This is a genomic window from Nocardioides sp. GCM10027114 (assembly GCF_042659625.1).
Classification (GTDB): Bacteria; Actinomycetota; Actinomycetes; order Propionibacteriales; family Nocardioidaceae; genus Nocardioides.
The window spans coordinates 160,310-184,176 of the sequence record NZ_JBHSSS010000006.1 but is presented as its reverse complement, the minus strand read 5'-3'; the positions used below and the strand labels follow the sequence as shown (position 1 = coordinate 184,176).

Annotated in this window: 25 protein-coding genes; 11 read left to right on the top strand and 14 right to left on the bottom strand. The window is 72.7% G+C overall.

All coding sequences use genetic code 11. The annotated features are described in order from the left end of the window. Positions 1–34: 34 nt before the first annotated feature. Positions 35–1,510 carry a hypothetical protein gene (locus tag ACFP2E_RS04015; protein WP_378521161.1) on the top strand — a complete coding sequence of 492 codons (1,476 nt, stop codon included), beginning with the start codon at positions 35–37 and terminating at the stop codon, positions 1,508–1,510. On the opposite strand, the gene ACFP2E_RS04010 is transcribed toward ACFP2E_RS04015, so the two are convergent. Beyond that, positions 1,501–2,046, bottom strand: coding sequence for a hypothetical protein (locus tag ACFP2E_RS04010; protein WP_378521162.1), 546 nt, complete (start codon positions 2,044–2,046; stop codon positions 1,501–1,503). The genes ACFP2E_RS04015 and ACFP2E_RS04010 overlap by 10 nt on opposite strands. 71 nt (positions 2,047–2,117) lie before the next feature. Between ACFP2E_RS04010 and ACFP2E_RS04005 the strand changes: the two genes are divergently transcribed. Together ACFP2E_RS04005 and ACFP2E_RS04000 are read left to right on the top strand one after the other, a co-directional pair. Continuing rightward, positions 2,118–3,476 carry a TrkH family potassium uptake protein gene (locus ACFP2E_RS04005; RefSeq protein WP_378521163.1) on the top strand — a complete coding sequence of 453 codons (1,359 nt, stop codon included), beginning with the start codon at positions 2,118–2,120 and terminating at the stop codon, positions 3,474–3,476. Beyond that, on the top strand, positions 3,469–4,143 hold the full coding sequence (locus tag ACFP2E_RS04000) for a potassium channel family protein (RefSeq protein ID WP_378521164.1): 675 nt from the start codon (positions 3,469–3,471) through the stop codon (positions 4,141–4,143). Before ACFP2E_RS04005 ends, ACFP2E_RS04000 begins: the two co-directional genes overlap by 8 nt. Positions 4,144–4,171: 28 nt before the next feature. On the opposite strand, the gene ACFP2E_RS03995 is transcribed toward ACFP2E_RS04000, so the two are convergent. Together ACFP2E_RS03995 and ACFP2E_RS03990 are read right to left on the bottom strand one after the other, a co-directional pair. Further along, positions 4,172–5,338 carry a class I SAM-dependent RNA methyltransferase gene (locus ACFP2E_RS03995; protein WP_378521165.1) on the bottom strand — a complete coding sequence of 389 codons (1,167 nt, stop codon included), beginning with the start codon at positions 5,336–5,338 and terminating at the stop codon, positions 4,172–4,174. Further along, positions 5,335–7,386: an APC family permease gene (locus ACFP2E_RS03990; RefSeq protein ID WP_378521166.1), complete on the bottom strand. Its 2,052-nt coding sequence runs from the start codon at positions 7,384–7,386 to the stop codon at positions 5,335–5,337. Before ACFP2E_RS03990 ends, ACFP2E_RS03995 begins: the two co-directional genes overlap by 4 nt. Positions 7,387–7,469: 83 nt before the next feature. Here ACFP2E_RS03990 and ACFP2E_RS03985 point away from each other — a divergent pair, with 83 nt between their 5' ends. Both ACFP2E_RS03985 and ACFP2E_RS03980 read left to right on the top strand, forming a co-directional pair. Further along, positions 7,470–8,132 (top strand): potassium channel family protein, encoded by a 663-nt coding sequence (locus ACFP2E_RS03985; protein ID WP_378521167.1) that lies wholly within the window; start codon positions 7,470–7,472, stop codon positions 8,130–8,132. Between the two features lies 1 nt (position 8,133). After that, the gene (locus ACFP2E_RS03980) at positions 8,134–8,805 is read left to right on the top strand and encodes a potassium channel family protein (RefSeq protein ID WP_378521168.1); all 672 of its coding nucleotides are present in this window, start codon (positions 8,134–8,136) and stop codon (positions 8,803–8,805) included. Positions 8,806–8,815: 10 nt separating this feature from the next. On the opposite strand, the gene ACFP2E_RS03975 is transcribed toward ACFP2E_RS03980, so the two are convergent. From ACFP2E_RS03975 to dut, 4 genes are read right to left on the bottom strand one after another with little or no spacing between them, the layout of a single operon-like run. After that, positions 8,816–9,523, bottom strand: a complete 708-nt coding sequence (locus ACFP2E_RS03975) for a DUF3159 domain-containing protein (protein ID WP_378521169.1) — start codon at positions 9,521–9,523, stop codon at positions 8,816–8,818. A gap of 26 nt (positions 9,524–9,549) precedes the next feature. Beyond that, entirely contained in the window at positions 9,550–9,894 is a 345-nt protein-coding gene (locus tag ACFP2E_RS03970) for an OB-fold nucleic acid binding domain-containing protein (RefSeq protein ID WP_378521329.1), read from the bottom strand. 51 nt (positions 9,895–9,945) lie between these two features. Further along, positions 9,946–10,572, bottom strand: a complete 627-nt coding sequence (locus ACFP2E_RS03965; RefSeq protein ID WP_378521170.1) for a DUF3710 domain-containing protein — start codon at positions 10,570–10,572, stop codon at positions 9,946–9,948. Next, on the bottom strand, positions 10,569–11,078 hold the full coding sequence (dut, locus tag ACFP2E_RS03960; RefSeq protein ID WP_378521171.1) for a dUTP diphosphatase: 510 nt from the start codon (positions 11,076–11,078) through the stop codon (positions 10,569–10,571). Before dut ends, ACFP2E_RS03965 begins: the two co-directional genes overlap by 4 nt. 37 nt (positions 11,079–11,115) lie before the next feature. On the opposite strand from dut, the gene ACFP2E_RS03955 reads away from it, so the two are divergent. Together ACFP2E_RS03955 and ACFP2E_RS03950 are read left to right on the top strand one after the other, a co-directional pair. Continuing rightward, entirely contained in the window at positions 11,116–11,589 is a 474-nt protein-coding gene (locus tag ACFP2E_RS03955) for a DUF3093 domain-containing protein (RefSeq protein ID WP_378521172.1), read from the top strand. 20 nt (positions 11,590–11,609) lie between these two features. Next, on the top strand, positions 11,610–11,897 hold the full coding sequence (locus ACFP2E_RS03950; RefSeq protein ID WP_378521173.1) for a DUF4235 domain-containing protein: 288 nt from the start codon (positions 11,610–11,612) through the stop codon (positions 11,895–11,897). 90 nt (positions 11,898–11,987) lie between these two features. On the opposite strand, the gene ACFP2E_RS03945 is transcribed toward ACFP2E_RS03950, so the two are convergent. The 3 genes from ACFP2E_RS03945 to ACFP2E_RS03935 all read right to left on the bottom strand — a co-directional run bounded on the left by ACFP2E_RS03945 (position 11,988) and on the right by ACFP2E_RS03935 (position 14,347). Continuing rightward, positions 11,988–12,278, bottom strand: a complete 291-nt coding sequence (locus ACFP2E_RS03945) for a DUF4193 domain-containing protein (protein ID WP_378521174.1) — start codon at positions 12,276–12,278, stop codon at positions 11,988–11,990. 136 nt (positions 12,279–12,414) lie between these two features. Further along, positions 12,415–13,248 (bottom strand): inositol monophosphatase family protein, encoded by an 834-nt coding sequence (locus ACFP2E_RS03940; RefSeq protein ID WP_378521175.1) that lies wholly within the window; start codon positions 13,246–13,248, stop codon positions 12,415–12,417. A gap of 10 nt (positions 13,249–13,258) precedes the next feature. Further along, entirely contained in the window at positions 13,259–14,347 is a 1,089-nt protein-coding gene (locus tag ACFP2E_RS03935) for a ferrochelatase (RefSeq protein WP_378521176.1), read from the bottom strand. Positions 14,348–14,474: 127 nt separating this feature from the next. Here ACFP2E_RS03935 and ACFP2E_RS03930 point away from each other — a divergent pair, with 127 nt between their 5' ends. Together ACFP2E_RS03930 and ACFP2E_RS03925 are read left to right on the top strand one after the other, a co-directional pair. Further along, on the top strand, positions 14,475–15,689 hold the full coding sequence (locus tag ACFP2E_RS03930; protein ID WP_378521177.1) for an MFS transporter: 1,215 nt from the start codon (positions 14,475–14,477) through the stop codon (positions 15,687–15,689). Positions 15,690–15,718: 29 nt separating this feature from the next. Beyond that, entirely contained in the window at positions 15,719–17,020 is a 1,302-nt protein-coding gene (locus tag ACFP2E_RS03925; RefSeq protein WP_378521178.1) for a D-arabinono-1,4-lactone oxidase, read from the top strand. A gap of 16 nt (positions 17,021–17,036) precedes the next feature. On the opposite strand, the gene ACFP2E_RS03920 is transcribed toward ACFP2E_RS03925, so the two are convergent. Together ACFP2E_RS03920 and ACFP2E_RS03915 are read right to left on the bottom strand one after the other, a co-directional pair. Then, positions 17,037–17,741, bottom strand: coding sequence for a hypothetical protein (locus tag ACFP2E_RS03920; RefSeq protein ID WP_378521179.1), 705 nt, complete (start codon positions 17,739–17,741; stop codon positions 17,037–17,039). Between the two features lie 87 nt (positions 17,742–17,828). Then, entirely contained in the window at positions 17,829–18,464 is a 636-nt protein-coding gene (locus ACFP2E_RS03915; RefSeq protein ID WP_378521180.1) for a trimeric intracellular cation channel family protein, read from the bottom strand. Here ACFP2E_RS03915 and sepH point away from each other — a divergent pair. Both sepH and ACFP2E_RS03905 read left to right on the top strand, forming a co-directional pair. Further along, on the top strand, positions 18,415–19,575 hold the full coding sequence (sepH, locus tag ACFP2E_RS03910) for a septation protein SepH (protein ID WP_378539273.1): 1,161 nt from the start codon (positions 18,415–18,417) through the stop codon (positions 19,573–19,575). The two genes, ACFP2E_RS03915 and sepH, sit on opposite strands and share 50 nt — an antisense overlap. Before the next feature lie 98 nt (positions 19,576–19,673). Next, positions 19,674–21,674, top strand: coding sequence for an SDR family oxidoreductase (locus ACFP2E_RS03905; protein WP_378521182.1), 2,001 nt, complete (start codon positions 19,674–19,676; stop codon positions 21,672–21,674). 10 nt (positions 21,675–21,684) lie between these two features. On the opposite strand, the gene ACFP2E_RS03900 is transcribed toward ACFP2E_RS03905, so the two are convergent. Beyond that, entirely contained in the window at positions 21,685–23,046 is a 1,362-nt protein-coding gene (locus tag ACFP2E_RS03900) for a glucose-6-phosphate dehydrogenase (RefSeq protein ID WP_378521183.1), read from the bottom strand. After that, positions 23,043–23,852 (bottom strand): sulfurtransferase, encoded by an 810-nt coding sequence (locus ACFP2E_RS03895; RefSeq protein WP_378521184.1) that lies wholly within the window; start codon positions 23,850–23,852, stop codon positions 23,043–23,045. Before ACFP2E_RS03895 ends, ACFP2E_RS03900 begins: the two co-directional genes overlap by 4 nt. Positions 23,853–23,867 lie beyond the last annotated feature (15 nt).

The following is a 23,867-nucleotide window of genomic DNA, read 5'->3' as shown; positions in this document are numbered from 1 at the left end:
TGGCCTTCGAACACTTGTTCGAGTAGACTGAGGCATGGCCTCCCCGCTCCTGCTGCCCGACGCATACGTCGACGGGCTCGACGCCGCCGCGACCGCGGCCGCGATGGTGGACGCCACGACGATGCGGCGGGCCACGGAGGTCAACGACCTGCTGCTGGTTGGCCGGTGGGCCGACCTCCACGCCTCCGACCCGCGGCTCGACCCACGACCCCACCCGGAGCTGCCGATGCCGCCCGGCTCCGACCGGCTGGTCGACGTCGGCGGCGAGGGGACCCCGCAGGTGCGCGAGCTGTGCCTCCACGAGGCCGCGGTCGCCCGGGGCGTCCACCCGCTGGCGATGCGCTCGGTCACCGCTGACGTGCTCGACCTGCGCCACCGGCTCCCTCGCGTGCACGCGAAGCTCCTCGACCTGGCCTGCGAGCCCTGGCTGGCGCGCAAGGTCGCCGGCATGTCGCGCCACCTGCCGGCCCCCGTCGTCCACGTCGTCGACGCAGCCGTGGCCGACGCCATCGGCTCGCTGCCGTCGGGCAAGGTGCTGTCCCTCTGCGAGGCGAAGATCATCGAGGCCGACCCGGCCCGCCACGCGGCGAAGCTGGAGGAGGCCCGTCGCCGCCGCCTGGTGACGCTGACCCGCATCGACGACGCGGGGCTGCGCACCGTGATCGCCCGGGTGACCGCCGGCGACGCCGCCTGGGTCGACGCGACGCTGACCCGGGCGGTCGAGATCCTCGGCAGCCGCCCGGAGCACGCGGCGACCGGGCGCGACGAGCTCCGCTCGATCGCCTTCGGCCTGCTGGCCCGCCCGGCCGAGCTGCTGCAACTGCTGCTCTGGCACGACGAGGGCGAGGATATCGACGATGAAGAGGCGCAGCCGGTGTCGCGGGCGTTGGCGATCCGCGAGAACGTGCTCGCCACGCTGCGCAGCCTCGACCTGACCGCCCTGCGGCCGACCGCGACGGTCTACGTCCACCTCCACTCGGCGGTGCTCGACGGCATCCCCGGCGTCGCCCGGGTCGAGGACCTCGGACCCCACACCCTGGCCCAGCTGCGCGACCTGCTGGGCCACGCGAACGTCACGCTCCGGCCGGTGATCGACCTCAACGACCGCGTCGCCACCGACGCCTACGAGCACCCGGAGCACGTGCGGGAGCGGCTCCACCTCGCCCGGCCCGGCTGCCGGTTCCCCCACGCCACCAACCGGTCGCGGCGGGTCGACGCCGACCATCCCGTGCCCTGGGACCCCGGCGGACCACCCGGGCAGACCAACAGCCACGACGGCCAACCCCTCTCCCGCACCGCCCACCGGGCGAAGACCCACCTGCGGTACACCTGCACGCCCCAGGGGCCCGGCGCCGTGCTCTGGCGCACGCCCCACGGCCTCCACCGCTGGGTCGACCACACCGGCACCCACGACCTCGCCGACGACGAGGTCGCCGACCTCGCCTCCGACGACCCGATCACCCGGATGCTGACCCGGATCTGCATCCGCGGGCGTACTGGTCAGCTCTGAAGGAAGTCCGTCAGCCGGCGTTCCACCTCGTCCCGCTCGGCCGCGGCGAGCGCCCCGCCGGTGAAGAACTCGTCGTCGGTCACCTCGGCGACCGGGTCGAGCACGGCAGGCAGCCCGAGATCGGGGCCGTCACCGCGGTCGACCTCGGCCAGCACGAGCCCCCGGCCGTGACCTCCGAACACGTCCACCGCGACCCGGACCCCGTCGACGACGCAGATCGACCGCCGCTTCACCAGGACGTGCGACGGCAGCACCAGCAGCGCCGCCCACTCCGGCTCGTCGAGGTAGATCGTCGTGTGGGCGACCTCTCCGGCACCCGACCCGGAGCCGCCCAGCCGGACCTTCTGATCGAGCTTGCGCACGACGCGCCCGTCGCCGTGCTCGACCTCGCGCAGTCGCAGCCTGGTGCCGTCGACGTACCGGTCCGTGATCCGCAGCGTCGCCGACACATCGAGCCCCACCGGCTCAGCCGCCAGCAGCCACCGCCGTTCGCGCTCGACGTGCGCGTACTTCAGCGACACGTCCTCCCGGGCCATGACCGCGGAGCGTAGCGCGTAGCCTCTGCCTGCGCGGCTCCGCGCAGCCCTCCCTCCCCCGAGGATCCAGCATGACCAGCCAGCCCGTACGCCGCAGGTGGCGGCCGTCCTTCCGCCACCCGGCACAGGTGATCGTCGCGGCGTTCGCGGCCGCGATCCTCGTCGGGACGATCCTTCTGCTGCTCCCGGTCGCCCGCACTGATCCCGACGGCGCCCCGATCGTCACCGCGCTCTTCACGGCCACGAGTGCCGTCTGCGTGACCGGCCTGGTCACCGTGGACACCCCGACGTACTGGAGCGGCTTCGGCGAGGCCGTCGTCCTCGGCCTCATCCAGATCGGCGGCTTCGGCATCATGACGCTGGCGTCCCTGGTGGGACTCCTGCTGACCCGCCGGATGGGACTGCGCTCGAGGCTCACGGCCGCCGCCGAGACCAAGAGCCTCGGCCTCGGCGACGTCCGGTCCGTGCTCGTCGGGGTCGCGAGGGTGAGCCTCATCTTCGAGTCGGTGACGGCCCTGCTGCTGACCCTCCGGTTCGCGATCCACTACGACCTGTCACCGGGGACCGCGCTGTGGCGCGGCGTCTTCCACTCGGTGTCGGCGTTCAACAACGCCGGCTTCGCGCTGTACACCGACAACCTGATCCCCTTCGCCACCGACCCGTGGATCTGCCTGCCCATCGCCTTCGCGGTCATCTGCGGCGGCCTGGGCTTCCCCGTGCTGCTCGAGCTCCGGCGACAGCTGGGCCGACCGCGACGGTGGAGCCTGCACACCCGTCTCACCGTCTGGACGACCGTCGCGCTGCTCGGGCTCGGCACGCTCTTCGTCACGGCGAGCGAGTGGACCAACCGCGCGACGATCGGCGCGTACGACGTCCCGGGGCGGCTGCTGGTCGGCTTCTTCCAGGCCGTGATGCCGCGGACCGCCGGCTTCAACAGCGTCGACTACGGCGACATGCGGGAGAGCACCCTGCTCGGGACCGACGCCCTCATGTTCATCGGCGGCGGCTCAGCCGGCACCGCCGGCGGCATCAAGATCACCACCTTCGTGATCCTCTTCTTCGTGATCGTCGCCGAGGTCCGTGGCGAGCGGTACGTCAACGCCGGCGACCGCCGCATCGGCGAGCGCGTGCAGAGGCAGGCGCTGACGGTCGCGCTGCTTTCGATCGGCGTGATCGCCGCGGCGACGCTCGTGCTCCTGGAGCTGACCAGCTTCGAGACGAACGACGTGCTGTTCGAGGCGGTCTCGGCGTTCTCCACGGTCGGGCTGTCCACGGGCATCACCGACGACCTGCCACCCGCGGGGCAGCTCGTCCTGGTGGCGTTGATGTTCATCGGCCGCCTCGGACCCATCACACTGGTCTCGGCCCTTGCGCTCAGGGAGCGCCAGCTCCGCTACACCCTCCCGGAAGGACGCCCCCTCATTGGCTAGGCACCACAGCCGCCGCCCCGGCTCCCCCGTCGCCGTCATCGGCCTCGGCCGCTTCGGCAAGTCCCTCGCCCTCGAGCTGGTCAAGGAGGGCGTCGAGATCCTCGGCATCGACGGCGACCCGAAGGTCGTGCAGTCGCTGGCGGGCCGCCTCACCCACGCCGTCGAGGCCGACAGCACCGACGAGGAGGCCATGCGCCAGCTCTCGCTGCACGAGTTCGACCGGATCGTCATCGGCATCGGCAACGACCTCGAGGCGAGCATCCTGTCCGCCTCGGTGGCACTCAAGCTCGGTGTCCCCAACATCTGGGCCAAGGCGATCAGCGAGTCGCACGCGCGGATCCTGCGCCAGATCGGCGTCCACCACGTCGTCCGCCCCGAGCACGACATGGGACAGCGCGTCGCCCACCTCGTGCGGGGGCGGATGCTGGACTACATCGAGTTCGACGACGGCTACGCCATCGTCAAGGCGGTCGCGCCGGCCAGCCTGCACGGTCTTCCCCTGGGCGAGTCGCGACCCCGGTCGAAGTACGGAATCACGATCGTCGGGGTCAAGCGGACCGGCGAGGACTTCACCCACGCCACCCCCGACACGGTGGTCGAGGAGGGGGACCTGATCATCATCTCCGGCCCCCAGGACAAGGTCGAGACGTTCGCCGAGATTGCCTGACGCCGCGCCAGCCCGGCGACCTGCCGGCTCAGCGCTCCAGCAGCGCCACGCACTCCACGTGGTGCGTCATCGGGAAGAGGTCGAAGGCACGGATCCGGGTCAGCCGGTAGCCGCGCTCGGCGAACAGCGCGAGGTCGCGGGCCAGTGCGGCCGGGTCGCAGGCGACGTACGCGACGGCGCGCGGCGCCCGGTCGACCACCTGGTCGACGACCTTCTTCTTGGCGCCCTCGCGCGGCGGGTCGAGCACGACCAGGTCGAACGGCTCGTCGTACGACTCCGCCAGCACCCGGTCGACGCTGCCGGTCGCCACGACGGCGGGCACGTTGGTGCGGGCGTGCCGCGCGGCTGCCCGGTCGCCCTCGACGGCGACGACCCGCGCATCCGGGCCGACCCGGTCGCGCAGGAACCGGGTGAAGAGCCCGACGCCGGCGTACAGGTCGAGCGCGGCCTCGCCGGGCTGCGGGTCGAGCAGGTCGAGCACCGTCCCGACGAGGACGCGGGGCGCGCCCGGGTGCACCTGCCAGAAGCCGTCCGCCTCGACGGCGTAGGCGTGCTCCACTCCCCCGACCTCGACCGTCTCGAGGATCGGCGTCCCCGGCTGGGCCGAGGGGATCTCGCGCGCGTCGCGGCTGGCGATCAGGCAGTCGTCAACGGGGATCACGTCGCGGGAGCGGTGGGGGTGCATCCCGCGACGGCCGTCCGCCGTGCGGGCGTACTGGACGCGGGTGCGCCAGCGCAGCCCGTCCTCGTCGCCCGGCACCGCCTCGACCTCGAGGCCGGTCACCAGCGGGTCGTGGGCGTCGAACTTCCCGATGCGCACCAGCTGCTCGCGGACCACCTGGGTCTTCAGCGCCCGCTGCGCCGGGATGGCGACGTGCTGGAAGTCGCAGCCGCCGCACAGGCCCGGGCCCGCGACCGGGCACGGCGCCTCGACCCGGTCGGACGACGCGTCGCGCACCTCGACGGCGTCCGCGCGCCAGAACCGGTCGCCGTCGGTGCCCTCGGTCACCTCGAGGACCACCCGCTCCCCCGGGATGGCGTGGCGGACGAAGACGACCCGGGTCTCGTCGCCGTCGCCGGTGGGGACCCGCGCGACGCAGTGACCGCCGTGGGCGACGGGGCCTACCTCGACGGTGAAGCGCTCGCCGACCCGCGACCGGCCCTTGGCCTTGCGCTGCCTGGTGTGCCGGCTCATCGCTGGATCTGCCCCCCGCCGCTGCCGGACTCGTCGCGAACCTGGCCGCGACGCAGGTCGCCGGCCTGCACCCACGCCGCCTCGCGCGACTCCCGCTCGCGGGCGATCTCCGACGACCGCAGCTGGTAGGGCACCGAGGTCACCATCACGCCGGGGGTGAACAGCAGACGCCCCTTGAGCCGAAGCGCCGTGTGGTTGTGCAGCAGCTGCTCCCACCACCGGCCGACGACGTATTCCGGGATGTAGACCGCGACCACGCCGCGTGGGTTGGCCTTCCGGATCTCGCTGGCGTAGTCGACGATCGGCCGGACGACCTCGCGGTACGGCGAGTGCAGCACCTTGAGCGGTACGCCGAGGTTGCGCATCTCCCACTCCTCGAGGAGCCGGTTGAGCTCCTTCGCGTCGGAGGCGACGTAGACGCCCTCGAGCACGTTCGGACGGGAGGCCTTGGCGAACGCCAGCGCCCGCAGCGTCGGCTTGTGCAGCTTGCTGACGAGGACGATCGCGTGCACCCGGGTCGGGAGCACCTTGTCCTCCTCGACAGCGGCGAGCTCCTCGGCCACGTTGTCGTAGTGGCGGCTGATGGCCTGCATGACCACGAAGAAGATGCCCATGGCGAGGATCGCGATCCAGGCGCCGAGCAGGAACTTGGTGATGATGACGATCACCAGGACCGTGCCGGTGAACGACAGGCCGATGGCGTTGATGACCCGCGAGCGCTGCATGCGCCGACGCTCCGCCGGGTCGGTGGCGCTCTTCAGGTGGCGGGTCCAGTGCCGCACCATGCCGAGCTGGCCGACGCTGAAGGAGACGAACACGCCGACGATGTAGAGCTGGATCAGCCGGGTGACCTCGGCGTCGAACGCCAGGATCAGCGCGATCGCCATCGCCGCGAGGAAGACGATGCCGTTGCTGTAGGCGAGCCGGTCGCCGCGCGAGCCGAGCGCCCGCGGGGCCAGGCCGTCCTGGGCGAGGATCGAGCCGAGCACCGGGAAGCCGTTGAACGCGGTGTTGGCCGCGAGGATGAGGATCACGCCGGTGACCGTGATGACGAAGTAGAACGCCGGCCGGAAGTCGGCGAAGAGCGCGTCGGCGATCTGCGCGATCAGCGTGGTCTGGTCGTAACCCTCGGGCAGCACCCCGCCCGGGCCGGACAGCCGCTCGAGCTCGTGCGGGTCGACGTAGCGCACGCCCATCTGGTCGGCGAGCACGATGACGCTCATCATCATCGTGATCGCGATCATGCCGAGCAGCAGCAGCGTCGTCGCGGCGTTGCGGCTCTTGGGCTTGCGGAACGCCGGGACGCCGTTCGACACGGCCTCGATACCGGTCAGCGCCGCACAGCCGGAGGAGAACGCCCGGGCCAGCAGGAACATCAGAGCCACGGTGGTCAGTGGCCCCTCGAACCCCTCGGCGGGCGCGATGTCGAGGCTGGCGCTCTCCACCTCGGGCAGCGTGTCGTTGAACAGCCGCCACAGGCCGTAGCCGCACATCGTGAACATGGCGGCCATGAAGGCGTACGTCGGGATCGCGAAGACGGTGCCCGACTCCCGGATCCCGCGCAGGTTGATCGCCATCAGCAGCAGGACCATGCCGCTCGCCGCCGTCGCCTCGTGGCCGACGAGCATCGGCAGCGCGGAGGCGGCGTACTGGGCGCCCGACGAGATCGACACCGCGACGGTCAGCACGTAGTCGACGAGCAGCGCGCTGCCGACGGTGATGCCGGCTGTCCGGCCGAGGTTGACGGTGGCCACCTCGTAGTCGCCGCCGCCGCTCGGGTAGGCGTGGACGTTCTGCCGGTAGGAGGCGACCACGACGGCCATGACGAGCGCGACGGCCAGGCCGATCTTCCACGACCAGACGTACGCCGAGGCGCCGGCCAGCGACAGCATGATGAAGATCTCGTCCGGCGCGTAGGCCACCGACGACAGCGCGTCGCTGGCGAAGACCGGCAGCGCGATCTTCTTGGGGAGCAGAGTCTCGCCGAGCTGGGAGCTCCTGAGCTTCCGGCCGACGAGGATCCGCTTGGAGACATCAGCGACACCCACGAACGGACAGGCTAGACCCCCTCCCCCGACATGGGGGTCCCGACCGGCGCATTCCGAGGTCTCGGCTGGGATACGGTTTCACCGTGCACGTCGTGATCATGGGTTGCGGCCGCGTCGGATCGACGCTCGCCCGCAGCCTCGAGGACCGCAACCACACCGTCTCGGTCATCGACAGCGAGCCGGACGCGTTCCGGCGGCTGGGGCCCTCCTTCAACGGGGACAAGGTCACCGGGATGGGGTTCGACCAGAGCGTCCTCGAGAAGGCCGGCATCCGCCGCGCCGAGGCGTTCGCCGCGGTCTCCAGCGGTGACAACTCCAACATCATCGCGGCGCGGGTCGCGCGCGAGACGTTCGGCATCCAGCAGGTCGTGGCCCGCATCTACGACCCGGGCCGCGCCGAGGTCTACCAGCGGCTCGGCATCACGACGGTGGCCACGGTCAAGTGGACGGCCGACCAGGTGCTGCGCCGGCTGCTGCCGGCCGGCGCCGAGCCGGACTTCCGCGACCCCTCGGGCACGATCCGCCTCGACCAGGTCCCGGTCCCGGACACCTGGATCGGCCAGCGGACCATCCACTTCCAGGAGCAGACGCGGAGCCGGATCGCCTGGATCGACCGGTTGGGCGAGGGCATGCTGCCCACCCGCGAGACGATCATCCAGGAGGGCGACCTCGTCCACCTGGTGATGCGCGAGGAGAACGCCCCGCACGCCTACTCCGTCATCGACCGCGGCCCAGAGGAGAGCTGACATGCGCGTCGCCATCGCGGGGGCCGGAGCCGTCGGGCGCTCGATCGCCCGGGAGCTCATCGCCAACGGGCACCAGGTCCTGCTCATCGACAAGGACGCCGGGAACATGAAGCCCGAGCGTGTCCCGGACGCCGAGTGGCTGCTCGCGGACTCGTGCGAGCTGTCCTCCCTCGAGGAGGCCCGCCTCGACCGCTGCGACGTGGTCATCGCGGCCACCGGCGACGACAAGGTCAACCTCGTGACCTCGCTGCTCGCGAAGACCGAGTTCGCCGTGCCGCGCACCGTCGCCCGGGTCAACCACCCCAACAACGAGTGGCTCTTCACCGAGGCGTGGGGCGTCGACGTCAACGTCTCGACGCCGCGCATCATGTCGGCGCTGGTCGAGGAGGCGGTCACGGTCGGCGACCTCGTCCGGCTGTTCACCTTCCGCCAGGGCAACGCCAACCTCGTGGAGCTCACGCTGCCCGAGGACTCGCCGTACGTCGGCAAGCCCGCGGGGCTGATCCCCTTCCCCGAGAACTGCGCGCTGGTGACGATCCTGCGCGACGGGCAGGTCTACACCCCCGACGCCGAGCAGCCGATCGAGTCCGGGGACGAGCTGCTGTTCGTGGTCTCCGCGGACGTCGAGGAGGAGCTCGAGCGGCTGCTCGCGCCCAGCCTTCACGGCGGCTGAGGGGGGCGGCTCAGGCCCGCGACGGCTCCACCGGGGTCCGGTCGCGGGCGAGCAGCGCCACCATCCCCGCGAGAGCGGCGAGCTGGAGCGGCCAGCCCAGCACGATCTTGAGGACGCCGAGCGCCGCGATGGCGGTGTCGACGTCGACCGCGCCGGACTTCGCGCCGAGCCACAGCGGCGCCTGCACCAGCACCCGGAGCACGCACGGCGCGACGAGGACCCAGGTGAGGGTCGTGCACAGCCGCACGACCTGCTTGTCGCGGTGCCAGGCGGTGGCGTCCCCGGTGACGCTGCCGACCATGAAGCCGACCAGCGGCCAGCCGATGAGGCACGTGAACGCCAGCACGACGGAGTAGCCGGCGTTGTAGAGGATGCCGGGCAGGAAGTAGGCGAGCGCCTGGTCGTCGGCGCTGCCGCCGGACCGGGCCGACATGGTCACGAAGAGCCACCCCATGCCGATGCCGACGAGCGCATTGACCACGAACTGCACGGTCGAGCGCTGCACCAGCCTGACCACGAGCAGCAGCAGCGCCGCCGCGACGCTGACCAGCAGCGCCGTGCGGAGCTCGCGGGTGGTCAGCCAGATGACCGTGAAGGTGATGGTCGGGACCGCCGCCTCGAGCATCCCGCGCTTGCCGCCCAGCGCCGTCGAGAGCTGCTTGCGGACGACGGCCTCGACGGTGAGGGTCGTGGGGGTCGCCGAGGTCTCGGGGCTCATAGGATCGGGGCTCACGGGATCAGGGCTCACGGGATCAGCTCGTATCGGGGGTTGTAGAGGACACGGTGGCCGTCGGCGGTGCCGATGCGGCCCTCGACCTGGACGGCGCGGCCGGGGGTGATACCGGCGATGCGCCGGCGACCCAGCCACACGAGCACGATCGCGCCGGAGCCGTCGTACAGCTCGGCCTCGAGGGCCGGCACGCCGCCCCGCGGACGGAGCGTGACGGTGCGCAGCGAGCCGCGCAGCACCACCCGGTCGCGGTCGGGCGCCTCGGCGATGCTCTGCACGCCCGCAAGCGCGTAGGTGCGCCGCAGGTCGCGGTCGTGCTGGTCGTTGGGGCTGGCCCACCGGCTCAGTGCCTGTCGCAGCCGGCTCTTCTCCGCCGGGCCCCTGGTCGTGCTCTCGGCCACGCAACCAGCCTAGGCGCCCGGCGGCGGGACCCGCCGCGCATCGGAGGGCACGGTCACCGGCAGCGGGTCGCCGACCGGCATGGCGTGCTCGCCGCGGCGCACCACGACGTTGCGCAACGACGCCTCCCACGCTGCGGCGCTCTCCGGGTCGACGGCCGGCCGGCCGAGGAGGGTGCCGCGCAGCATCCAGCGCGGGCCGTTGACGCCGATGATCCGCGACGGCTGGGTGGCGGTCCGGCCGTCCTCGGTGGTGACGGTGAGCTGGCAGACGAGCTCCGGCCCGAAGGAGCCCTCGCGCTCGGTGGCGGTGCCACCGCGCCGTGCCATGTCGGCGGCGATCTGCGGCCGGACCTCGTCCCACAGGTCGCCGTTGCGGGGCGCCGAGAAGGCACGCAGCTCCAGCGCGCCGTCGGAGCCGGTGAGCAGGACGGCCTGGACCTGCTGGCTGCGCTCGTCGACCTGGAGCCGCAGCTCGCGGCCCGGCTCGGGGGCGATCAGCAGCGAGCCGAGGTCGACCCGAGCCACGCCGTCGCCGTCCACGTCGTCGATGTCGAAGGGCCCGACCTTGGGGGTCACCGGCTCGTCGGCCGGAGCCTCGACGGGCTCGGACGGCTCGGACCTGCGGCGGAACTTCACGACGTCTCCCGGTCGGTGTGGGGCTGGCTCTCCTCGGGGGTCCCTGCACGGCCCGACGGACCGAATCCCCCGGTAGAACCGTATCCCCCGTCACCACGCACCGACGCGGGGAGGCTGTCGACCTCGACGAACCGCGCCCGCTCGAAGCGCTGCACGACCAGCTGGGCGATCCGGTCGCCGCGCCGCAGCTCGATCGGCTCGACCGGGTCGTGGTTGATGAGCATCACCTTGATCTCGCCGCGGTAGCCGGCGTCGATGGTGCCGGGGGTGTTGACGATCGAGAGGCCGTGGCGCGCCGCCAGGCCCGATCGCGGGTGGACGAGCGCGACGAAGCCGTCGGGCAGCGCCAGCGCCACCCCGGTCGGCACCATCGCCCGCTCCCCCGGCTTCAGCGTCACGTCGACCGCAGTCACCAGGTCGGCGCCGGCGTCGCCCGGGTGGGCGTAGGAGGGCAGGGGCAGGTCGGGGTCCAGGCGGACCACGCTGACGTCGAGCTCGGGGGGCACGGCCGGGACCCTACCCGTCGGCTCCTACGATTCTCCCGTGGCCATTCACCCCGTGGAGTACGACGAGCGGTTGCGCGTGCCGCTGCGCTGGTGGGTGCAGGGCACGATGCTGGTCGCCAGCCTGTGGCTGGCCGTGGTCGTCGCGCTCCCCGAGGTCGCGGCGCTGGGCATCGGGCTGGGCGGGGCCGCGCTGATGGCCGGCCTGCTGACCGCCTGGGGCTCCCCGCGGGTCCAGGTCCGCGACGGGGTCTTCCGCGCCGGGCGGGCCGCGATCGAGGGCCACCACCTCGGTGCCGCCACACCGCTCGACGCCGACGCCACCCGGCGCACCGCCGGCGTCGAGGCCGACGCCCGCGCCTACCTGGTGCTGCGGCCCTACCTCAAGCGCGCGGTGCGCGTCGAGATCAGCGACCCGGCCGACCCCACGCCGTACTGGCTGGTGAGCACCCGGCACCCCGACCGGCTGGCGGCTGCACTGGCCGCCCTCGCGCCGACGGGTTCTCGCGACTGACGGTTGGGTACTGTCGGCCCATGGCATCTGGATCGAAGGTCTGGTCGGTCTTCTCGCTCGTGTCCGCGGTCGGCGCGGCCGCCGTGGCGAGGAAGACGCTCGACAAGTCGTGGCAGGTCGCGACCGGCAAGAAGCCGCCGGAGAACCCTGCCGACCCCGACGTGGAGATCTGGGAGGCGGTGAGCTGGGCGCTCGTCACCGGAGCGTTCATCGCGCTGGCGCGGATGCTCGCGCAGCGCAAGGCCGCCTCCTACTACACCAAGTCGACCGGGCACCTGCCGCCCGACCTGGTCAAGGACGGCCAGTAGCCCCGCACTACTCCAGGCACACAGCAGGCACGCAGAAGGCCGCAACCCGTCCGGGTTGCGGCCTTCTCTCGTCTCTCGCCTGGTGCGTGATCAGGCGCAGTCGCGGCAGATGAGCTTCTTCTCGTCGGCCAGCTGGCTGCGGTGGTGCACCAGGAAGCAGCTCATGCAGGTGAACTCGTCCTCCTGCTTCGGCTTGACCTCGACGGCCAGCTCCTCGTGGGAGAGGTCCGCCCCGGGCAGCTCGAACGACTCAGCGGCCTCAGCCTCGTCCTCGTCGACCTTGCCGGAGTTCTTGTCGTGCCGGCGTGCCTTGAGCTCTTCGATGCTCTCTTCTGACTGGTCTTCCTCGTTCTTGCGCGGCGCGTCGTAATCGGTCGCCATCGTCGTTCCTCCAACTCCCCATGAGCCCCGGCCGTCCCACGATCGTCTCGTCGTCGGCGCCAGATTGTGCACCATCGATGGTGCCTGCCGCACACCGGTCCCACGTCGTGTCGCGTGAACAGTCTGTGAAGGTCGGCTATTCCCCGGTCGGGGTGGTGAATCCTGCCTCCTGCACGGCGTCCAGCAGGGCGTCGTAGCCGTGCGCGGGCGCGCACAGCACGAGGTCGTTGCCGCCCGCCCCGCGCAGCAGCTCGACCCGGGCACCGGCTCCCTCGGCGACGAGCGCCCCGGCCGCGTGGTCCCAGGGCTTCACGCCCTCCTCGACGTAGCCGTCCAGCCGGCCCTCGGCGACGTGGCAGAGGTCGAGCGCGCAGGCCCCGAGCCGCCGGATGTCGCGGACTCGCGGCAGCAGGCGGCCGACCGCGGCCGCCTGGAGCTCGCGCAGCTCCGTCACGTAGTGGAAGCCGGTGGCCACGAGCCGCTGATGGAGCGGCGCCGGCCCGCGCACCTGCAACGGCACGCCCTCGCGGCGCGCGTCGACGAGGCTCGCGCCGTCCGCCGAGGTCGTCCGCACCGCGGTGTACGCCGCGTCGGCGGCGACGTCGAGCACCACGCCCGCGACGGTCACGCCGTCGCACTCGGCGGCGACGGAGATGGCGTACTGCGGGATGCCGTAGAGGAAGTTGACGGTGCCGTCGATCGGGTCGACGATCCAGCGGACCCCGGAGGTCCCCGCCTCGTCGTGGCCCTCCTCGCCCAGGAAGCCGTCGTCGGGGCGGGCGTCGAGGATGAGCCGCCGGATCAGGTCCTCGGACTCCTGGTCGACCCGGGTGACGATGTCGATGTCGCTGGACTTGGTGCCGGTGACCTCGACGCCGTCTCGGCGCCGCTCGCGGACCAGCGCGGCTGCCTCGCGGGCCACCGACTCGGCGAGGCGCAGCAGCTCCCGGTGGTCGACGTCCCCGCTCACGAGTCCGCGCTCAGGAGTCCAGGCCGCACAGCGCCGGCCGCGGGCCCCGCGGGTTCGGGCAGCAGCCCACGCCGCAGACGTCGAACCACGCGGGCATGCTGCCGACGGCCGTGCGTGTCGGCTCCTCGCCGCGTTCGGTCGCGGCGCGCTCGACCAGCAGGTCGCGGATCATCGCCACGAAGCGGGGGTCGACGCCCGGGGTGGCGGCCCGGACGGCCGGCAGGTCGAGCTTCTCGGCGGTGGCCACGGCCTCGGTGTCGAGGTCGTAGATGACCTCCATGTGGTCGGAGACGAAGCCGAGCGGGATCATCACCACGCCGGGTGCGCCCTGCGCCTTGAGGTCCTCGAGGTGGTCGTTGACGTCCGGCTCCAGCCAGGGCACGTGCGGTGGCCCGGAGCGGGAGCAGTAGACGAGGCCGTGGGGGTTGCGGCGGCCCGTCTCCTGGCGGACCCGGTCGACGACCTCGGCCATCGCACTGCGGTGCTGCAGCACGTAGGCGCCGCCGCTGCGGCCGCTGGAGTCGTTCATCACCTCGGGGATCGAGTGCGTCACGAACGTCAGGTGCGCGCCGTCGCGGGCCTTCTCGGGCAGGTCGGCGAGGGCAGCGAGGGTGGCGTCGACCACCGGCTCGATGAAGCCCGGGTGGTTGAAGTACTGGCGCAGCCGGTCGAGGCGCGGCGCCCCCTCGACGTCCGACACGGCGTCGAAGAGGTCCTCGCGGTACTGGCGGCAGCCGGAGTACGACGAGTAGGCGCTGGTGACGAAGCACGCGGCCCGGGTCACCCCGTCCGCCTTCATCTCGGCCACGGCGTCGCGGAGGTAGGGGTCCCAGTTGCGGTTGCCCCAGTAGACCGGGAGGTCGATGCCGGCGCCGCGCAGGTCCTCGCGGATCGCGGCGAGCAGCTCGCGGTTCTGGTCGTTGATCGGCGAGCGGCCCCCGAACAGGAAGTAGTGCTCGCCGACCTCCTTGAGCCGCTCCCGCGGGATGCCCCGGCCCCTGGTGACGTTCTCGAGGAACGGGACCACGTCCTCGGGCTTCTCCGGGCCCCCGAAGGAGACCAGGAGCAGGGCGTCGTACGGCGCGACGTCGTGCAGCATGCGCCCCATCGTAGGGAGCGCGCGCAACAGCGACGGAGCCCCGGTCCCGTCATACCCCGGACTGGGTGGTCGCCCCTCGATATCCGGTTGGGTGCGGTTGTCACCGAGCCCTACGCTCACTCCTGCCATGCTCGCGTCGTACCGCCGGATCCTCGCGCTGCCGGGCGCTGCCCTCTTCAGCGCGACCGGCCTCGTCGCGCGCCTCCCGATCGCCATGGTCAGCCTCGGCATCGTGCTGCTCGTCTCCGAGGCCACCGGCTCCTACGGCCTCGCCGGCTCGGTCTCCGCGGCCTACCTCGTCGCCAACGGCGGCGCCGCGATCGTGCAGGGCCGGCTGCTCGACCGCTTCGGGCAGGCACGGGTGCTCGCCGTGCTGATCGTGGTCTTCGGCGTCAGCCTGTCGCTGATGATGTGGGCGGTCGAGGCCGACTCCCCGCTGCCGCTGGCCTACGCGCTCGCCGTGGTGGCCGGCGCGACGCTCCCGTCCGTGGGCGCGTGCGTGCGCGCGCGCTGGTCGCATGCGGTCCGCTCCCCCGACCAACTGCAGACGGCGTTCGCCCTCGAGGCGGTCGCCGACGAGGCGGTCTTCATCCTCGGGCCCATCCTCGTCACCGTCCTCGCCACGTCGTGGCACCCGGTGGCCGGCCTCGGCACCGCGGTCGTCACCGGCGTGGTCGGCACGCTCGCCTTCGCCGCGCAGCGCGGGACGGAGCCCCCGGTCGAGCGGCCGACCGGGCCGAAGGGCCCACGGCCGGCCATGCCGTGGGCCACGGTCCTGCCGCTGGCCCTCGTCTCGGCGGCCCTCGGCACCCTCTTCGGCGCCGCCGAGGTGGCCACGGTCGCCTTCGCCGAGGAGGCCGGCAGCAAGGGGTACGCCGGCGTGCTGCTGGCGCTCTACGCCCTCGGCAGCCTGGTCTCGGGCGTGCTCACCGGCGCCGTGCACTGGCGCCGTGGCCCCGACCACCGGGTCCGCTGGGGCGCAGCCGGGATGATGGTGGCGATGCTGCCGCTGGCCTTCGTCGGATCGGTCTGGGTGATGGGCGCAGCGCTCTTCGTCGCCGGCTTCGCGATCGCGCCGACCATGATCGCCACCATGTCGCTCACCGAGCAGGTCGTGCCGCCGGGGCGGCTGACCGAGGGGATGATGGTCATGCACACGGGGATCGTGGCGGGCGTCGCCCCCGGCGCCACGCTGGCCGGCGTCGTCGTGGACGCCTCCGGCGCGTCCCCGGCGTACCTCGTCGCCGCCGGCGCGGGTGCCGTGGCCGCGGTCGCGGCGCAGGCGATCCCGCGCCGGCTGCCGCTGCGCGAGCCCGTGCCGGCGCCCACCACACCGCTCTAGGCCCCCCTGGCCCCCTCTAGGCTCCTCCCGTGGAGTGGCGCAGCTGGTCGGGGCTCGAGTCCGCGCGACCGGCCCGGGTCCTGCACCCCGTCGACACCGACGCCGTCGCCACGGCCGTGGCGCGGGCCCGCGACGAGGGCACGCCCGTCAAGATGGTCGGCACCGGCCACAGCTTCACCGGGATCGCGCGGCCCGAGCACACGCTCCTCTCGCCGCGCCGGCTGACCGGCCTCGTCGCCGTCGACCGGGACGCCATGACCGCCACCGTCCGGGCCGGCACCCCCCTGCACGTGCTGAACGCCGAGCTCGAGGCCCACGGGCTGTCGCTGCACAACATGGGCGACATCGCCGAGCAGACCGTCGCCGGCGCCATCTCGACCGGCACCCACGGCGCGGGCGGAGTGACCGCGGGGCTCGCGGCCCAGGTGGCCGCCCTCGAGCTGGTCAACGGCGAGGGCGAGGTGCTGCGCGCGACCGCGACCGAGAACCCCGACGTCCTCGACCTCGCCCGGGTCGGGCTCGGCGCGCTGGGCGTGCTGACCACGGTCACGTTCCGGGTCGAGCCGATCTTCCTGCTCGAGGCGACGGAGGAGCCGATGTCGTGGGACCGGGCGCTGGGGTCGTTCGACGAGCTGGTCGACACCCACCACCACGTCGACCTCTACTGGTTCCCCCACACCGACCGGCTGCTCACCAAGCGCAACGACCGGCTCGCGGCCCCGGTCGCCGAGGCGGCGCCGCTCCCCCGCTGGCGGGCCTGGCTCGACGACGAGCTGCTCGCCAACACCCTCTTCGGTGCGGTGCTCGCCGGCGCCAACCGGGTCCCGGCGGTGATCCCCCGCATGAACCGGGTCAACGCCCGCCTGCTCTCGGCACGCACCTACAGCGACGTGGCCCACCGGGTGCTCACCTCCCCGCGCCGGGTGGTCTTCCGGGAGATGGAGTACGCCGTGCCGCGCGAGCAGGGGCTCGCTGCGCTCCGCGAAGCGCGGCGGGTGATCGAGCGGTCCGGGTGGCGGGTGGGCTTCCCCGTGGAGATCCGGGCCGCGCCGGCCGACGACGTGCCGCTGTCGACGGCGTACGAGCGGGACACCGTGTACCTCGCGTTCCACACGCACCGCGACGCCGACCACACGGCGTACTTCGCCGGGGTCGAGCCCGTGCTGCGGGCGCACGGTGGCCGCCCTCACTGGGGGAAGCTGCACTCGCTGGGCGCCGAGGAGCTGGCCGACCTCTACCCGAGGTTCGCCGACTTCCTCGCGCTGCGCGAACGGCTCGACCCGGCACGGCTGTTCGGCAACGCCTACCTGCGGCGGACGCTCGGCGACTGAGCCCCCGGCCGGCGGCTCAGCACGGCGGGCCTGCCCCGGGGCCGGTGTCGACGGTCAGTCGCCAGACACGACCGTAGAGCTGGTCACCGGCCTTGCCGGTGAGTGAGCGGTTGCCGACCGTCGGTGCAGTCGTCGGCGCGATGCTGCCGAGCGCGAACGTGCTGGTGGTGCTCACGCAGTCGACGGTGATCCCGACGGTGCCGCCGCTGCGCCAGCACGAGACGGTGTGGCGCAGCCCGCCATCGGCGAGGCTCGCGCCCGCGGAGGTGACGAAGACCCGTCCGCCGGTGCCGTTGAGCACGCACTGCGGCACCCCGGTCCGGGTGAGCTGCAGCTTGATCTGCTGCTCCGAGTACAGACCGGCCTGGGCGACGTTGGCGGTGGACTTGGCCCGGATCCAGTCCACCGCGAGGTCGACGGTCCAGGCGAAGTCGTCGGCGCCGGGGGCAGGGAACCCGGAGCCGGTGAAGTACGCCAGCCCTGGCGCGGTGGTGAACCGGACGGCCCACTCGCCGTAGCCGTCGCCCACGGCGGTGCCGTTCTTGATCGCGAACGGCTCGGTGCCGGGCGGCCCGACGAGCTGGTGGGCAGCCTGGTCGTAGGTCCAGGTGGTGGAGGTCGGCGTGGGACCGCTCGCGACGGCAGCCGTCGAGGACACCAGCAGCGCGCTGAGCACGCACAGCACGACGGTGGTGGAGATGGCCCGTGCGGCAACGGCCACGCCCCGGAGCCGATGCACTCCTCTGAGTTACACCCGCGACGACGTGAGCGCCAGCCCGACCAGACCACTCAGCAGGGCGAGCCGTCGTCAGACCGACGCGGGACCTGTCGGCACGGGGGCCTGCCAGTGCCGCCAGATCGCCAGCAGCCGCCACGTCAGGCAGGTGCCGCCGCCCAGCAGCGCCACGACGAGCGTGGGCAGGTCGACCCAGGACACGGAGGCCACGGCGATCGCGGCCCCCGCCAGCGCCGGAGTGGCGTAGAGCTCGCCGCGGAAGGTGACCGGCACCCGGCCGGCCAGCACGTCACGGACCATGCCGCCCCCGATCCCGGTGACCATGCCCATCAGCGCGGCGGGCACCGGGCCGAGCCCGAACTCGAGGGCCTTGAGTGCGCCGGTCACGCAGAAGAGCGCCAGTCCGAAGGCGTCGAACACGTTCACCTGCCGCTCCATGCGGCCCAGCGCCGGGTGGTAGACGAACGTCAGCAGACCAGCGGCGACCGGCACCAGCAGGTAGCGCCAGTCGGCCAGCGCCGCCGGCGGCGTCGCGTCGATCAGCACGTCGCGCAGGAAGCCGCCCCCGAGCCCGGTCGTGCCGGCCAGCACCAGCACGCCGAAGACGTCGAGCTCCTTGCGAACCGCGACGAGCGCGCCGGAGATCGCGAACACGAAGATGCCCAGGAGGTCCAGCACCACCAGGGTCGTCGAGGGCTCGGGCTGCACGGGCCACGAGGTTACCGGGGCACGCCGCCACGGGAGCGACGTCGGGGCCGCTCGCTGGCGTAGGCTCGGGCGAACCGGACGGCAGACCCCGGAGACACGGCAGGAGCAGGGACAACCGATGGCGCACCTCACGCTCACTGGCTTGAGCGACGACGGCAAGCGCCTGCTCCTCGTCAGTGACAAGGGTGTCGAGTTCACGCTCGACATCGACGCCCGGCTCCGGGCCGCACTGCGCGGAGAAGGCGCCGGACGACGAATGGAGATCAAGATGGACAGCGCACTCCGCCCCCGCGACATCCAAGCGCGGATCCGGTCCGGCGAGACCCCCGAGGCCGTGGCCCAGGCCGCGCAGACGACCGTGGACCGGATCATGGCCTTCGCCGCCCCGGTGCTCGCCGAGCGGCAGCACGTCGCCGACCGCGCCCAGCGGTCCTCCGTGCGCCGCCGCGGCGGCGACCAGGGAGGTGGTGCGGGCGGTGCCGGAGGGGCCCGCACGCTCGGCGACGTCGTCGCCTTCCACCTGCGCTCGCTCAACGTCGACCCCACCACCGTGAACTGGGACGCGTGGCGCCGCGAGGACGGCCGCTGGTCCCTCGTCGGCGACTTCTCGACCTCGCAGCGCAGCGGGCAGGCGACCTTCGCCTTCGATCCTCCCGGCAACTACGTGGTCGCGGAGAACGAGGAGGCACGCTGGCTCCTCGGCGAGCAGGTCGAGAAGCCGGTCCCGGACGGGGAACCGGCCCGCGACGACCTCCAGCAGGCCCGGCAGCGTCGGCTCTCGGCCGTGGCTGCCGAGCAGCTGCCGCTGGGTGACGAGCTGGGTGACGAGCTGGGTGACGAGCTGGGCGACGAGCTGGGCGACGACGCGATCGAGCTCGTGACCGACCAGCCGGCCGAGGCGTTCCTCGACGAGCCCGCGGCCCCCCAGCCCGAGCCGCAGGCCCAGCCCCAGGCCCAGCCCCAGGCCCGGCCCGAGCCCGCCGCCGAGGCCACCCCCGAGCCGGAGCCTGCGGCGGAGCCGGAGCGCCCGCGTCGCCCCGCCAAGCGCAAGGGCCGCGCGTCCGTGCCGAGCTGGGACGAGATCATGTTCGGCGGCGGCAAGGCCGAGTAGGGCCGGGCTAACGACGGGTTCCGGCCGGCGCTACGGCGACCGTCCTCACATCGCCGCGGACCTCCTCATCAGGACTACTCAGCGGTAGTGTCACGCCCATGTCGTACTTCGTCACGGGAGCGACCGGGTTCATCGGCAGGTTCCTGGTCCAGGAGCTGCTCGACCACCGCGAGGGGGACATCTACGTCCTCGTCCGCAAGGGGTCGCTGCCACGCATGGAGGCGCTCATCCGCCGCTGGGACACCCGACGGGTGATCCCGGTCGTGGGCGATCTCTCCGCGCGCAACCTCGGGGTCGCCAAGCGCTGGGTCACCGAGCACGCCGGCAGCATCGACCACTTCTTCCACGTCGCGGCCGTCTACGACATGACCGCGGACGACGAGACCAACCAGGTCATGAACGTCGAGGGCACGCGCCACGCCCTGCAGCTCGCCGACCAGCTCAAGGTCGGTTGCTTCCACCAGGTCTCGTCCGTCGCAGCGGCCGGCGAGTACCACGGCCACTTCGACGAGACGATGTTCGAGGAGGGCCAGCTCCTCCCTTCGCCGTACCACCGCACGAAGTACGAGTCGGAGAAGCTCGTCCGCGACGAGGCGACGGTGCCGTGGCGGGTCTACCGGCCCTCCATCGTCGTCGGCGACAGCCAGACCGGCGCCATCGACAAGGTGGACGGCCCCTACTACTTCTTCCCGCTCATGAAGCGGCTGCGCACCCTGCCGGGCTGGCTGCCGATGGTCGGCGTCGACCTCGGCGACACGAACGTGGTGCCGGTCGACTACGTCGTCAAGGCGATGGACCACCTCGCCCACCAGCCGGGGCTCGACGGAGAGGCGTTCCACCTCGTCAACCCCGACCCGCAGCCGGTCGTCGACGTCATCAACCTCTTCTGCAAGGCCGCCGGGGCGCCGCAGTTCGCCACCCCGGTCGACCGGTCCGTCACCAACGCGGGCCCGCTCGGGCTGCTCCCGCGCGCCGTGCGCCCTCTCTCGGTGCTGAACAGCGTCGTGAAGTCCGCCCCCGCGCAGCTGCTCCTCGACCAGACGATCGGCCGGCTCGGCATCCCCGCCGAGGTACTGGCCCACACCAGCTTCACCGCCGAGTTCGACTCGCGCCGGACCGAGAAGGCGCTGGCCGGGTCCGGCATCTCCGTGCCCGACCTCGAGTCCTACGCCGACACGCTGTTCGGCTACTGGGAGGACCACCTCGACACCGCCACCGGCCGCGACCCGAAGAACCGGGAGGCCCTGGCCGGCAAGCACGTCGTGATCACCGGCGCCTCGTCCGGCATCGGGCTGGTGACCGCGCTCAAGGTCGCCCAGGCCGGCGGCGTGCCGGTCCTCGTCGCGCGCAGCAAGGACAAGCTCGAGGACACCCGGGCGACCATCGAGCAGCGCGGCGGCACGGCGTACGTCTTCCCGTGCGACCTCACCGACCTCGACGCGATCGACCGCCTCGTCGAGCAGATCGTCGCCGAGGTGCCCTCGGTCGACTTCGTGGTCAACAACGCAGGCCGCTCCATCCGGCGCTCGCTGCGGTTGTCGCAGGACCGCTTCCACGACTTCGAGCGCACCATGCAGCTGAACTACTACGGCGCCATCCGGCTGGTCATGGGCCTGCTGCCGACCATGCAGGAGCAGGGCCGCGGCCACGTCGTCAACATCTCGTCGATCGGCGTGCAGACCAGCCCGCCACGGTTCAGCGCCTACATCGCCTCCAAGGCCGCACTCGACGCGTGGAGCAACGTCGTCGCCAGCGAGCTGGTCGGCGACGGGGTCACCTTCACGACCATCCACATGCCGCTCGTGCGGACGCCGATGATCGCCCCGACCAAGCTCTACGACAAGGTCCCCACCATCTCACCGGCGCAGGCCGCCAACCTGGTGGTCAAGGCGTTGGTGGAGCGCCCCCACGAGATCAACACCCTGCTCGGGAACGTCGGCTCGGTGGGACACACGCTCGCTCCCAAGACGATGTTCCGGATCCTCAACATGGCCTACCACGTCTTCCCGGACTCGGCCGCGGCCAAGGGCGACGCCGAGGCGGGCCGGGAGTCCGAGCAGATCATGCTCGCCCGGGTCCTCAAGGGCGTCCACTGGTGATGCCGTCCCGTCACCAGGCCGGCGGCCCCGCGCTTCCGGCGGGGTAGGTGTCCATCGGCACCTCGTCCTCCCGCCACGCCTCGATCACGGGCTCCAGGATCCGCCAGCACTCCTCTGCGGTGTCGCCGCGCACCGCGAGGAGCGGGTCACCGTCGAGGATCCCGGCCAGCACCTCGCCGTAGGCGGTGAGCTCGCCGGGGTCGAGCTCGGCGGCGAGCGCGGTCGACGAGAGGTCGAAGGGGTCCCCCTCGCCCGAGACGTCGAGGTGGATACCGAGCCGCGGCGGGCGGAAGCCGATGGTGACCGTGTCGGGGGTCTCGTGCCCCACCAGGCCCGCGGGCAGGTGCGCGACCGGCCGCAGCCGGACCACCGCCTCCTTGCGCGGGGCTCCGAGCGCCTTGCCGGACCGCAGGGTCACCGGGACACCGGCCCAGCGCGGGTTCCGCACCTCGACCGTGACCTCGGCGAGCGTCTCGGTGCGCCGGGACACGTCGACCCCGGGCTCCCGGGTGTACGCCGGCACCTCCCGCCGCCCGATCCGCCCCTTCGTGTAACACGCCCGCCGGCTGACGTCGGCCGGCGGACCGGCGAGCCGGGTGGCGCGCAGCACCGCGTTGCGGGCCTCCCGGAAGCTGTGGCTGTCGATCGAGGCCACCGGCTCCATCATGACCAGCGCCATCACCTGCAGCAGGTGGCTCTGGACCATGTCGACCAGCGCGCCCGCGCGGTCGTAGTAGCCCGCTCGCCCCTCCAGCGCGAGATCCTCGTCGTAGACGATCTCGATCGACTCGACGTGCTGGTTGTTCCAGACGGGCTCCAGGAGGCGGTTGGCGAAACGCACACCGAGCACGTTGAGGACGTCGGCCCGGCCGAGGAAGTGGTCGACCCGGAACACCTGCCCCTCCGGGACGAGGGAGGTGACCAGGCCGTTCAGGCGCGCCGCCGACGACCGGTCGGTGCCGAAGGGCTTCTCCATCGCGAGCACGGTGCCGGGCGGCAGCTCCAGCCCGAGCAGCGCCTCGCACGCGGCGGCGGTGACCGAGGGCGGCAGGGCGAAGTAGATCGCGGCTCGCCCCTCGCACTCGTCGAGCAGCTGGGCGAGCGCCGTGACGTCGGTGACGTCCACGTTGCGGTAACGGGTGCTCCGCACGACCTCCTTCGAAGGACCGCCCCGCGCACCCCCGTCGGAGAGGCCGCCGCGGACCCGCTGCCGCCACTCGGTCGCGCTGAGGTCCCGCAGGCCGGCACCGAGCAGCACCGGGGGACGCCTCCCCTCACGCCGGTCACCGGCCAGCAGGGTCCCCAGCCCCGGCAAGAGCAGCCGACGGGTCAGGTCCCCGTCGGCACCGAGCACGAGCAGCGTGTCCGTCATCCCGCCTCCACCATCCTCGCGGGGTCGGCCACCCACTCGCTCCAGCTGCCCGGGTAGAGCGCGGCGTCGATCCCGGCGAGCTCCATGGCGAGCACGTCATGCGCCGCGGTCACGCCGCTGCCGCAGTACGCCGCCACGTCGGCGCCCGGCACGGCGCCGACCGCGGCATACACCGCGCGGAGCTCCGCCGCCGGGCGGAACCGGCCCACAGCGTCGACGTTGACGGTCGTCGGCACGTTGACGGCGCCCGGGATGTGCCCGGCGACCGGGTCCAGCGGCTCGACGTCGCCCCGGTAGCGCTCGGGCGCCCGGGCGTCGACGAGCACGGCCACCTCCGGCACCGCCTCCGGCCCCACGACTCGCATCGCGCCGGGGGCCGCCACGAAGTCGCCGGGCTCCGGGGAGACCGGACCGGTCGCGACCTCCCCGCCGGCGGCACTCCAGGCGGACCAGCCGCCGTCGAGGACGCGGACGTCGGGGTGGCCGTGGAAGCGGAGCAGCCACCAGGCGCGGGCCGCGGCCCGGCCCTCCCAGTCGTCGTACACGACCACGGTGCGGTCGCCACGGACCCCGGCGCGCCGCAGCGCCACCTCGAGGTCCGCGACCTCGGGCAGCGGGTGCCGGCCGCGGGGACCTGGCGGCGCGGCCAGGTCGGCGTCGAGGTCGACGTAGGCGGCGCCCGGCAGGTGCCCGGCGAGGTACTCGTCGTACCCGGAGGGGCCGCCGGTGCGGTAGCGCACGTCCAGCAGGACCGGGGCCGTCGGCAGGGCGCGCAGCTCGTCGACGGAGATGAGCGGACTGGTCATGGCGCCCCATCCTGC